Annotated in this window: 10 protein-coding genes; all 10 read left to right on the forward strand. The window is 64.3% G+C overall.

Translation table 11 applies throughout. The annotated features are described in order from the left end of the window. Positions 1-33: 33 nt before the first annotated feature. The 10 genes from I9018_RS16535 (at position 34) to I9018_RS16580 (ending at position 11,152) form a co-directional block, all read left to right on the forward strand. Entirely contained in the window at positions 34-1,386 is a 1,353-nt protein-coding gene (locus I9018_RS16535; RefSeq protein ID WP_241106902.1) for a UDP-glucose/GDP-mannose dehydrogenase family protein, read from the forward strand. After that, the gene (locus I9018_RS16540; protein WP_068586445.1) at positions 1,383-2,402 is read left to right on the forward strand and encodes an NAD-dependent epimerase; all 1,020 of its coding nucleotides are present in this window, start codon (positions 1,383-1,385) and stop codon (positions 2,400-2,402) included. The genes I9018_RS16535 and I9018_RS16540 overlap by 4 nt, the downstream gene beginning before the upstream one ends. Positions 2,403-2,463: 61 nt before the next feature. Further along, on the forward strand, positions 2,464-3,210 hold the full coding sequence (locus tag I9018_RS16545) for a sugar transferase (protein ID WP_241110159.1): 747 nt from the start codon (positions 2,464-2,466) through the stop codon (positions 3,208-3,210). 1 nt (position 3,211) lies between these two features. After that, positions 3,212-3,856: a CpsD/CapB family tyrosine-protein kinase gene (locus I9018_RS16550; RefSeq protein WP_068586451.1), complete on the forward strand. Its 645-nt coding sequence runs from the start codon at positions 3,212-3,214 to the stop codon at positions 3,854-3,856. 22 nt (positions 3,857-3,878) lie between these two features. Next, a complete protein-coding gene (locus I9018_RS16555; protein WP_241106903.1) occupies positions 3,879-4,901 on the forward strand; it encodes a polysaccharide biosynthesis/export family protein in 1,023 nt (340 codons plus the stop codon). A 10-nt stretch (positions 4,902-4,911) separates the two neighbouring features. Further along, the gene (locus tag I9018_RS16560) at positions 4,912-6,504 is read left to right on the forward strand and encodes a lipopolysaccharide biosynthesis protein (RefSeq protein ID WP_241106904.1); all 1,593 of its coding nucleotides are present in this window, start codon (positions 4,912-4,914) and stop codon (positions 6,502-6,504) included. Between the two features lie 11 nt (positions 6,505-6,515). After that, positions 6,516-7,616 carry a glycosyltransferase family 4 protein gene (locus I9018_RS16565; RefSeq protein WP_068586673.1) on the forward strand — a complete coding sequence of 367 codons (1,101 nt, stop codon included), beginning with the start codon at positions 6,516-6,518 and terminating at the stop codon, positions 7,614-7,616. Continuing rightward, a complete protein-coding gene (locus I9018_RS16570) occupies positions 7,613-8,953 on the forward strand; it encodes an O-antigen ligase family protein (RefSeq protein WP_241106905.1) in 1,341 nt (446 codons plus the stop codon). The genes I9018_RS16565 and I9018_RS16570 overlap by 4 nt, the downstream gene beginning before the upstream one ends. 110 nt (positions 8,954-9,063) lie before the next feature. After that, a complete protein-coding gene (locus tag I9018_RS16575) occupies positions 9,064-10,023 on the forward strand; it encodes a glycosyltransferase (protein ID WP_241110160.1) in 960 nt (319 codons plus the stop codon). After that, positions 10,016-11,152 (forward strand): glycosyltransferase, encoded by a 1,137-nt coding sequence (locus I9018_RS16580; RefSeq protein WP_241106906.1) that lies wholly within the window; start codon positions 10,016-10,018, stop codon positions 11,150-11,152. Before I9018_RS16575 ends, I9018_RS16580 begins: the two co-directional genes overlap by 8 nt. Position 11,153 lies beyond the last annotated feature (1 nt).

An 11,153-nucleotide genomic window follows, 5' to 3' on the forward strand; every position in this document is an offset into this window, starting at 1 on the left:
CACCCAACACTCATCATGGACGAGGTCGTTCCCTTGGAAGTCAGCGTTTTTGGTACTGGCTATGTTGGCCTGGTGCAAGCGGTTGCATTGGCCGATGTTGGGCATAACGTGGTGTGTGTCGATATCGACAGCCACAAGATCGCCCAACTGCAGCGCGCCATTCCACCGATTCACGAACCGGGCCTGGCGGCCCTGATCGAAGAGAATCAGAAGGCCGGCCGCCTGCATTTCACCACTCAGCCCAGCGATGCCGTAGGCCATGGCCAGGTGATCTTCATCGCCGTGGGTACCCCCTCCAATGAAGATGGCTCGGCGGACCTCGATCATGTCCTGGCCGTTGCACGAAACATTGCCTGCCTCATGTACAGCGACAAGACCCTGGTCATCAAGTCCACAGTGCCTGTGGGCACCGCGGACCTGGTGGTCGAGACCGTGGCCGAGCAACTGGCGGACCTGGGCAAGTCCGAGCTGCGGGTCCACGTGGTCTCCAACCCGGAGTTCCTCAAGGAAGGCTCGGCGGTCGCCGATTGCATGCGTCCGGACCGGATCATCATCGGTTGCGCCCATGAACTGCCTCGCCAGCAATTGAGCGAGCTCTACGCGCCGTTCAATCACAACCACGACCGACTGATGTTCATGGATAACCGCAGTGCCGAGCTGGTCAAGTACGCGGCCAATGCCATGCTTGCCACCCGCATCAGCTTCATGAACGAGATGGCCAACCTGGCCGAGCGGCTGGGAGTGGATATCAACGCGGTACGCAAAGGCATCGGCGCCGACCCACGTATCGGCTATCACTTCATCTACCCGGGCGCCGGTTTTGGCGGCTCGTGCTTCCCCAAGGATCTGCGGGCGCTGATCCACACCGCGCAAAGCCATGGCCTGGAACCACAGATGCTCAAGACCGTGCGCGACGTCAACGAGCAGCAGCGGCATGTGCTGTTTCGCAAGCTCAAGGCGCACCTGGGTGACAACCTCCAGGGCAAGGTCATCGCCCTGTGGGGGCTGGCATTCAAGCCCAACACCGACGACATGCGCGAAGCCACCAGCCGCTACCTGATGCAAGCGCTGTGGGAAGCCGGGGCCAAGGTCCATGCCTATGACCCCGAGGCCATGACCGAGTGCCGGCGCCTGTATGGCTACCGCGATGACCTGCAACTGTGCGCGACCCGCGACGACACTTTGCAAGGCGCCGACGCGCTGGTGATCTGCACCGAGTGGAAGGCCTTTCGCGTGGTGGACTTCAAGCTGCTGCGCGAGAAGCTCAACGATCGCCTGATCGTCGATGGCCGCAATCTCTACAACCCGCAACAGGCAGCGGACGCTGGTCTGCACTACCTGAGCATCGGCCTGCCTTACCGCGTACCTGGGGCACTTTGCGCATGAATATCCTGATTACCGGGGCCGCCGGGTTCATCGGCGCCCATACCGCACTGCGTTTGCTCAAGGATGGGCATCAGGTCACCGGACTGGATAATTTCAACGATTACTACGACCCCCAGCTCAAGCACGATCGGGTGCGCTGGGTGGAGCAGCAAGTGGGGCATTTCCCGCTGCAACGCCTGGACCTGGCCGACAGCGAGGGCCTGGATCGGCTGTTCGCCGAAGTCCGCCCACAGGTGGTGATCAACCTCGCCGCCCAGGCCGGGGTGCGTTATTCCCTGGAGAATCCCAAGGCCTACCTGGACAGCAATCTGGGCGGTTTTCTCAACCTGCTGGAGATGTGCCGGCGCTACCCCGTGCAGCACCTGGTCTATGCCTCCTCCAGTTCGGTGTATGGGGCCAACCAGCAAACCCCGTATCGGGTCAGCGACAACGTCGATCACCCGCTCTCGCTGTACGCGGCCAGCAAGAAAGCCAACGAGCTGATGGCCCACAGCTACGCCCACCTGTTCGGCGTGCCGGCCACCGGCCTGCGCTTCTTCACCGTCTATGGCCCCTGGGGCCGACCGGACATGTCGCCGATTCTGTTCGCCGACGCGATCAGCCAGGGGCATCCGCTGAAATTGTTCAATTACGGCATGCACCAGCGCGACTTCACCTATATCGACGACATCGTCGAATCCCTGGTGCGCCTGCTGGGCAAACCACCAGCCCGCGACCCGCTGTGGGACCGCGAGCAACCGGACCCCTCCACCAGCATGGCCCCCTGGCGCCTGTTCAACATCGGCGGCCAGCGCCCCGTGCACCTTAAGGACTATGTGGCCGCCCTGGAGAAACTCCTTGGCCGCCAGGCCCAGGTCGAGTACCTGCCACTGCAGCCGGGAGATGTGCTCAACACCTGCGCCGATGTCAGCGCCCTAGAGAACCTCACCGGCTTCGGGCCCCAGGTTCCCCTGGAAGACGGGCTCAGGGATTTCGTGCAGTGGTACCTGCGCTACTACCAAGGCCGGACGTCCTGAGCGGCCTGCGTGCCCTGAGCGTTCCCCTAATTCTTTTGCAATGGAAATACTTCCGGTGGATATGGACAGACCCCTCTCATCGCCCGCAAGCGATGCGCCCGCGCGCATCGATCGGCGCAACGACCCGTTCCGACGCAAGGTCCAGGCTGCCATCGACCTGCAACACCATGGCTGGATCACTGGCCGCGATGGCGGCCGGCCCTGGACCTTGTCACGCAGCAAGCGACTGACCTCGGCAGTACTGGCAGCGCTGCTGCTGGTGGCACTGTCGCCGGTGCTTTTGGTGGTTGCCCTGACAATCAAGCTCACCAGCCCAGGGCCGGTGTTCTTCGTCCAGTTGCGTACGGGTTTTCGTGGCCGACGCTTCGGCATGTACAAGTTCCGCACCATGGTGGTCAACGCCGAGGCCCTCAAGGATTCGGTGCGCCACCTGAACAAGCACGGCCCGGACTCGGTGGACTTCAAGATCGATCGCGATCCGCGGATCACCGGGATCGGCGGCTTCCTGCGTCGTACCAGCCTCGACGAACTACCGAACCTGATCAATGTGGTGCTTGGCCAGATGCGCATCGTCGGCCCACGCCCAACCTCGTTCCACGCCCAGACCTACAAGGAACACCACCTGGGTCGCCTGAGCATCTACCCGGGCATCACCGGCCTGTGGCAGGTCTCCGGGCGCAGCGACGTGGATTTCGACGGCCGGGTGACCCTCGACATGACCTACATCTTCCAGCAGAGCCCCTGGCTCGACCTGAAGATCCTGATCAAAACCCCTTTCAAGGTCCTCAATGGCCACGGAGCAAGTTGAAATGGCGGCAGCAACCTTTGCCAGTCTGAAAATCCAGCCCCCCAGTGAAAGCAACCTGGCAGTGACCGTGCTCGACCAGGAACTGCGCGTGATCCTGCTGACCGCGGCCAACCGCAACAGTGGCGTCACCAGCAGCAGCCTGAGCATGGCCAGTGAGCTGGCACGCACCAGCCGGGGCCGAGTACTGCTGGTGGATACCAGCCTGGGCGAGCAAAGCCTGACCCGGCGCCTGGGCCTGGACCAGCAACCGGGTTTTCTCGACCTGGCCCTGGCCAGTACCCCACCGCAGTTGAGTAGCTGCATTCATGACAGCCAGGAGCAGGACTTCGACTTCCTGCCCCTGGGTCGGCGCCAGCAGTACGCCGAACGCCTGACGCCCGAGCAGTTGCGCGACCTGCTGCAGCTCCTGGCCGGGCAGTACCGCTTCGTGATCATCGATGGCGACCCGGTGTACAGCAGTGGCGACATCCTCACCCTGAGTACCCAGGTCGATGGCGTGGTGCTGGTGGTGCGCAGCGAGGAAACCCGCTGGGAAGTGGCCCAGGCCGCGGCGCAACGGTTGATCCAGGCCGAAGCGAAGCTGATCGGCAGCGTGTTCAACGCCCGCAAGTACTACATGCCCAAGTGGGTTTACGACCGCCTCTGACCGGTACAAGGACCGTGTAACCATGAACAAGCCAAGACTCTCCCTGCTGAGCCTGTCACTGCTGCTGGCGGCCCTGGGTGGTTGCGCCAATCGCGAGCCACAGCACATGCCGGTACAGATCCTCAGCGCCCCGGCCGATCAGGCCCAGCTCACCGAAGTCATGCCCATCGAACAGGTGTTGCGTCCCCAGGACGTGCTGGACGTGATCTTCCATATCGGCACCACCAGCCAGACCCGCTACCTGGTGCAACCGGGCGACCAGGTCGATGTGACCTTCATCAGCGCGCCGGAGCTTGGGGGCAACAAGCTGGTACTGCCCGATGGCAGCATCGACATGCCCTATATCGGCAATATCCAGGTCGCCGGGCTCTCCGCCGAACAGGCGCGCCAGGCCCTGCAAGCGCAGTACGCCAAGGTGTTGAAGAAGCCCCAGATCACTTTCTCGATCTCCCACGCCATGGCCCAGCTGGACAACCTGCGTACCAGCCTGACCAACCCGGCCACTGGCTTGAGTCGCGAAATCGTGGTGGGCTCCGATGGCCGCGCCAGCTTCCCGCTGCTGGGCAGCCTGTCCTTGCAGGGCAAGAGCCTGAGCGAGCTGCAAACCCTGATCAACCAGCGCTACGCCAAGGAAATCGGTGCGGTGAGTGTCGACGTACTGCTCAAGACCACCGCCGCCAATGAGGTCTTCGTCATGGGTGAAGTCGGCCAGCCGGGCGCTTACCCGGTACGCCGGCCGATTTCGGTGCTCGAGGCCCTGACCCTGGCCAAGGGCGCCGGCCCCACCGCGCGCCTGGACTCGGTGGTGATCCTGCGGCGCAAGGGCAGCGAGGTCGAGGCCCGGGTCTACGACGCCGACGCGGCGCTGGATGGCAAGGCCCTGCAGTTCGCCTACCTGCAGCCGGACGACATGCTCTACGTGCCCAAGACCCGCCTGGCCAAGGCCGGTGCACTGAGCAAGCAGTTGGCGGACGTGATCATGTTCCAGGGTGTCGGCTTCAGCTTCGGCTACCGCGTCGACAACAAAGAATCGAATAACAACTGAGTTCGCCTCGATGACCAAGATCGAAAACTACCTGCACGAGTTCCTCCTCGTGTTCTTCGTCAATCGGCGCCTGATCAAGCGGGTATTCCTGGGCTTCGCCCTGCTCGCTCTGTTGCTGCCGCTGGTGCTCAAGCAGAGCTTCGAGATCACTGCCGAAGTCATCGTGCAGTCCAAGAAGCTATCGCAGACCGACGCCAACACCGTGCTCGCCCCGGATGCCGACAAGTTCATCCCGCCTTCGCTGGCGGACATGGAGACCGAGAGCAATATCCTGCGCTCGCCGACCCTGATCCGCGACACCATCGACCAACTGCGTCGCGAGGGCCAGTTCAGCGGCAGCGAAGGCCTGCTGAGCAAGCTGGTGCTCAAGCCGATCCGCAGCCTCCTGGTGGACCCGCTGCGCAACTATGTGATCAATCCGGCCCGCGGTTTCTTCGGCCTGGCAGTGGACCCGGTACGCGATACCAGCCTGGACGCCTTCACCGACCAGGCGGTCAAGGATCTGAAGATCGGCACCCTGCCCGGCTCCAACGTGATCTCCATCGTCTATAGCAGCCCGTCCGCCGCCGAGGGCACGCGCTTTGTCGAGCGCCTGCTGGCCAACTACCTAAAGAGCCGCCAGGACCTGCAATCCAATGAACTGCCCGAGGCCTTCTACGAACAGAAGAAGGCCCAGTACCAGTCACGCCTCGACGATCTGGAGGGCAAGCGCCAGGCATTGCTGGAAGCGGCCCATGCCTCCGACCCCAAGGAGGAGATCACCTTCCGCCTCAATGCCATCAACACCGAGGAGCAGTCGCTCAACGGCTACCGTGACCAGGCCCTGGAAAGCCAGCGCCGCCTGGATTACCTGCAAAAAAGCCTGGACGCTGCACGCAAGGCCGGCCTGACCGACTACACCTTTCCCTTCGCCTTCGCCAACACCGTGGACAACGTTGCCTACGAAGACCGCGAGATCAAGCACCTGGGCGAGCAGTTGACCAACCTGGTGAGCCAGTACGGCACCACCGCCGATACCTACCGCGCCGACAGCGTGCCAATGCAGCAACAGCGCGAGCAGATCGTCCGGGCCCGGGCGCAGTTCCTCAAGGTCGTGGAGAACCGCGTCCGCGAACGCAGCAGCGAATTGCAGATCACCCAGTCGGTGATCGCCCAGAAAACCACGCGGATCAACGACTACAAGACCCGTGTGCGCGACCTGCAGGAAGTGCTGAGCAAGCTGCGCCAGCTGGACACCGAGATCGATGCCCTGCACAAGGCCTTCTTCACCTACACCCAGCGCTATGAAGAGAGCCGCGGCGAGCGCCTGATCAGCGGCGAGCTGTCCAATGCGCGAGTCCTGAGCCAGCCCTACGAACCCAGCGAAGCGGCTTTCCCCAAACCGATGCTGATCATCCCCCTGGGTCTTTTGACCGGGCTGCTCCTGGCCATCGCCCTGGGTTATGTCTATGAGTTCTTCGACCATCGCTTCAAGCATCCGGCCCAGGTCAGCGACCATCTCGGCCTGCCCGTGCTGATGGTGCTCAACGCGGTCGAAACCCCGCAGCTCAACCCCTACCCACGCTGGACCTGGCGCTGGGCCTGGCATTGGGCCAAACAGTGAACGACTTGAGCATGGCCGCGCAGCCTATCGTGCATCTGATCCACAGCGGTGGCTTCTATGGCGCCGAGCGCATGTTGCTGGATCACTGCCTGATCACCCCGGGCGAGCATCGGGTGGTGTTCATCGATGCTCCGCTGGCGTTGCTGCAGCGTTTTGCCGAGGCCGGCGTGCCCAGCCACAATTGCCGGAGCCTGAAGGAGCTGCTGGCCCATCTGCGCCAGCAGCCCGGGCTGCTCAATGCCCACAACTTCAAGGCCCAGGTGTTCGCCTGGGCCTGTGCCAGGCGCCTGCAACTGCCGCTGGTAATGACCCAGCACGGTTTCACCCCGCGCAGCCTGAAGCAGAAGCTCTATACCTGGACCAGCCTGCGCCTGTGTCGCAGCAGCCAGGTACGCCGGGTGGTGTGCGTCGCCCAGAGTATCGCCCGCCTGCATCTGCAGGCAGGCGTCGCCGAAGCCAAGCTGCTGGTGATTCCCAACGGCCTGCCGGAACCGGCCCCGGCCATCGCCACGGGCAACCAGGCTCCGCCCCTGCATGACGCTCCGGTGCGGCGCGACGAGCAGGAACCCCTGGTGGGTTTCGTTGGGCGCCTGAGCGGGGAAAAAGGCCCGGATCTGTTTCTCGATGCCTTGATCGGCCTGTGCCAGCAACGCCCCTCCCTCAAGGCGGTGCTCCTGGGCGATGGCGAGCAGAACGCGATCCTGCGCCAGCGCATCGAGGCCGCCGGCTTGTCCCTGCGTATCCTGCTACCGGGCTACCAGAGCGATATGCAGCCCTGGCTCAAGCGCCTCAACGTGCTGGTGATCAGCTCGCGCACCGAAGGCACGCCGATGATCCTGCTCGAAGCCATGCAGGTCGGGACTCCGGTGGCGGCCTTTGCCGTCGGCGGCATTCCCGATGTCCTGCAGCATCGGCACAACGGCCTGCTGGCCACGCCCCTGGACAGCGAGGAACTGGCCCGCTGCATCGGCGAGTTGCTGGACGATCCACTCCAGGCCCGGAGCCTGGCCGAGGCGGCTCGTGTCACCCAGCGCCAGCACCATCACCTGCCCACCCTGGCCAAGCGCTGGGATGAGCTGTACCGCGTTGCCAGAGAGACTACCCCGGTATGATCGCCGCACCTTTTCTCGGTTTGCTCCTGGGCCTGGCCGGCCTGGCCTTGCTTGCCAGCCCGTGGCCATTCCTGGCACCACTGGTGGTGGTCGGGATGTTCGGCCTGGCCCTGCTCTATCGTCGTCCGGCCTGGGGCCTGCTGGGGATCTGCGCACTGGTGCCTTTCGAGGGGCTGTTCAAGGACAGTGCTTTTTCCGGGGCCAAGCTGCTGGGCGCCTCCCTGATCCTGATCATGCTGTTCAAGCTGTTGTTGCGGCAGATCCCCGAGACCCGCCTGGGCAGCAACCTGTGGCGCGCCCTGGGGCCGTTCCTGCTGTGCCTGCTCTTGAGCCTGATGTACAGCGAGAACCTGGCCGTCTCCCTGGACAGCCTGCGAGAGCTGGCCGTGGGCCTGGTGCTGTTCTTCGTGACCTTGCTGATTGCCCGTGAGATCAACCTGCTGATGCTCTGCCGCCTGTTGGCGGTCAGCGTGGCCATTACCTGCGTGATCGCGCTGGTTTCCGCCAAGTACCAGGTGGGCGGCCGGGCCATCGGCCTGCTGCAGGACGCCAACTACTTTGCCCTGCTGATCGCCATGGCCGTGCCACCGGCGATCCTGCTCGCCTTGCGTTCGCCCCACTGGCTGGAGCGCCTGTTCTGGGTGGCCATCAGCCTGACCCTGATGGCTGGGATGACCAAGACCGACTCGCGCTCCGGCCTGCTGGTGGTGCTGTTCACCATCGCCATCGGGGCCTGGCATTACCGCGACCGCCTCAAGCGCCTGCGGCCCAAGCACCTGGGCTTCGCCATGTTCGCCGTGGCGATCGTCGTGCCCCTGGGTATTGCCGCGCTGCCGGCCGACTATGTGGCGCGGATCAAGTCCCTGGGCATGCTCAAATCCGGTTCGCACTCGGCGGACACCTCCCTGGGTCGTCGGACCTCCTACCTGGTGGTCGGTAGCCAGATGATCCGCGAGAACCCACTGCTGGGCTCAGGCCTGGGTACCTTCCCGATCCATTACGCACAAACCGGCTTCGCCAGCAGTTTCTCGGAAAACCTCAACGAGCCGGACCTGTATCGCCGGGCCCACAACACCTATCTGGAACTGTTCAGCGAGCTGGGCATTCCCGGCGGCCTGAGCTTCGTGGCGCTGCTGCTCATGGGGCTGCGCAATTTCGAGCGCTCGCGCCAGGCGTTCCTCGCCCGGGGCGCCCGGGAGCAGGCCGACCTTGTCACGCACCTGGGGCTGAGCCTGTTGGCACTGGCGGTGTTCCTGCTGTTCCTCAGCGCACCGAACCACAAGTACCTGTGGATCTTCCTGGCCTTGTCCAGCGTGCTACGGCGTGAGGCCGAGTAAGCGTGATGAGGCACCGTTACTCGGGGCGCGAGCGCCGCAAGAAAGTCGTCCTGGCGTCGCGACGCCAAGGCGAGCATGTCATCAGCGAGATCCTGCCAAGGGAGGCTGCAATGCAACGGATCAGCGTGATCGTGCCCATGTACAACGAGGCGCGACACATCGAGCGAACCCTGGCCAGCGTGTTACGCGCCGCCCGGGCGGCCGACATGGACTGCGAGCTGATCGTGGTCGACAACGGCTCCACCGACCAGGGACCACAACGGGCCAGGAAACTGGGTGCCCAGGTCCTGCCATGCCCCGGGCTGAGCATCGGGGCCTTGCGCAATCGCGGCGCCGCCGTCGCCACTGGCGACTGCCTGGCCTTTCTCGATGCCGACATCGAAGTACCCGGCAACTGGCTGCAACTCTGGCAACGCAACCAGGCGCAGACCGAGGTTTTCGCCCTGGATTGTGCCGCCCCAGCCAGCGCTCCCTGGTTCGCCCGGGCCTGGCAGCGACGCAGCCTGGCGGCCGGGAACGAGGCTCGCCTGTTGCAGTGGCTGCCTACGCCCAACCTTTGCCTGAAGCGCGAATGGTTCGAGCGTGTCGGCGGTTTCGACGAACAACTGCGTACCGGCGAGGACAAGGACTTCGGCCTGCGCCTGCACGCCGCCGGGGCACGGCAGTTGAGCCTGGCCCAGCCCCAGGTGCTGCACTGGGGGTTCGAAGCCAGCTGGAGCGAATGGGCCGCCAAGGAACGCTGGCGCCAGGGCAGCCATGTGCAATTGCTCAAGAGCGCCGGGCCGAGCCTGCGCCTGCTGCGCTTCCCACTGCTGTGCCTGGCGTGCGCCTTGCTCAGCCTGATGGCTGTGCTGGCGCTGCTGTTGGGCCAGGGGGGCGGCGCCTTGCTGTACCTGGCCTTGGCCGCCCTCGCGCCCCTGCTCCTGGCCCTGCGCCAGGGGTGGCGCCAGCGCGACCCGCTGTTTGTCCTGCAACTCTGGCTGCTGCACTGGGTGCGCCTGTACCTGGGGGCCTCGGCCCTGATCCAGGGTCTGTTCAACCGTTCTGTCAGGAGGCCCGACCGTGGCTAAGATTCTTTTCTGGCTTTGCCTGCTGTTGCCCTTCTATGCCTGGGTGGGTTATCCGCTGCTGCTGGGCCTGCTCAGCCTGTTCGTGCGCCCACGCCCGGCGATGCAGGGCCAGCCGCTATCGGTCAGCGTGATCATCGCCGCTCATAACGAAGGACCGCATATCCAGCACAAGCTCCAGACCCTGCTGCAACAGGATTACCCGGCCACCGACCTGCAGATCATCCTGGCCAGCGATGGCTCCAGCGACGAGACCGTGGCCATTGCCCTGGGCCTGCGCGACTCACGGGTCCTGGTGCTGGATCTGCCGCGGGTGGGCAAGGCCGGGGCCCTCAACGCCGCGGTAGAGTTGGCACGCAATGACATCCTGGTGTTCACCGATGCCGACAACCAGTGGTCCACCAACACCCTGGGCAAGCTCCTGGAGCCCCTGGCCGATCCGCAGGTAGGCGCCTGCGGTGGGCATATGATCATCCCCCGGCCCGGGCACAACCTGAGCCTGGGAGATAGCTTGTACCGGCATTACGAAGCCTGGTTGCGCCAGGCCGAGAATCGTACCGGCTGCATGGTTTCAGCCGACGGCGCGTTGCTGGCCCTGCGCCGGGAACTGTTCCAGCGGATTCCGGCCGAGGTCAACGATGACTTTTTCATCAGCACCTGCGCCCCGGTGGCGGGCAAGCGCATCGTCTATGTGGAGCAAGCCCAGGTGCTGGACCAGGGCGTGGATGAAGCCGACAAACAATACCGCCGGCGCCTGCGGGTCACCGTGGGCGGCTTGCAGAGCCTGGCCCAGCGCCGGGAGCTGATGAATCCATGGCGCCACGGCGCCTATGCCATTGCCCTGATCAGCCACAAGCTGATCCGGCGCCTGGCACCGGTGTTGTTGTTGCCACTGTTGCTGAGCAACCTGTTGCTGTGGGACGCCGGCCCCTTCTATAGCGCGTTGCTGGTTGCCCAACTGGCGGGTTATGGCGCGGGCCTCCTGGGCTTGCTGGACTCGCGCGGACGCCTGCCCAAGGTGTTTCGCCTGGCCGGATTCATCCTGGTGACCCTGGCGGGCATGAGCATGGGTCTCTGGCAGTTCCTCCGCGGGCAGCGCTATGCCCTGTGGAACCCACAGCAGAATCGCTGAG

The organism is Pseudomonas sp. MPFS, assembly GCF_022537035.1.
GTDB classification, from domain to species: domain Bacteria; phylum Pseudomonadota; class Gammaproteobacteria; order Pseudomonadales; family Pseudomonadaceae; genus Aquipseudomonas; species Aquipseudomonas sessilinigenes.

What these genes read in the sequence shown, in the direction of transcription:
- I9018_RS16540 (WP_068586445.1), top strand. Translation starts at nt 1,383, where the DNA reads ATGAATATCCTGATTACCGGGGCCGCCGGGTTCATCGGCGCCCATACC.
- I9018_RS16545 (WP_241110159.1), top strand. Translation starts at nt 2,464, where the DNA reads ATGGACAGACCCCTCTCATCGCCCGCAAGCGATGCGCCCGCGCGCATC.
- I9018_RS16550 (WP_068586451.1), top strand. Translation starts at nt 3,212, where the DNA reads ATGGCGGCAGCAACCTTTGCCAGTCTGAAAATCCAGCCCCCCAGTGAA.
- I9018_RS16555 (WP_241106903.1), top strand. Translation starts at nt 3,879, where the DNA reads ATGAACAAGCCAAGACTCTCCCTGCTGAGCCTGTCACTGCTGCTGGCG.
- I9018_RS16560 (WP_241106904.1), top strand. Translation starts at nt 4,912, where the DNA reads ATGACCAAGATCGAAAACTACCTGCACGAGTTCCTCCTCGTGTTCTTC.
- I9018_RS16565 (WP_068586673.1), top strand. Translation starts at nt 6,516, where the DNA reads ATGGCCGCGCAGCCTATCGTGCATCTGATCCACAGCGGTGGCTTCTAT.
- I9018_RS16570 (WP_241106905.1), top strand. Translation starts at nt 7,613, where the DNA reads ATGATCGCCGCACCTTTTCTCGGTTTGCTCCTGGGCCTGGCCGGCCTG.
- I9018_RS16575 (WP_241110160.1), top strand. Translation starts at nt 9,064, where the DNA reads ATGCAACGGATCAGCGTGATCGTGCCCATGTACAACGAGGCGCGACAC.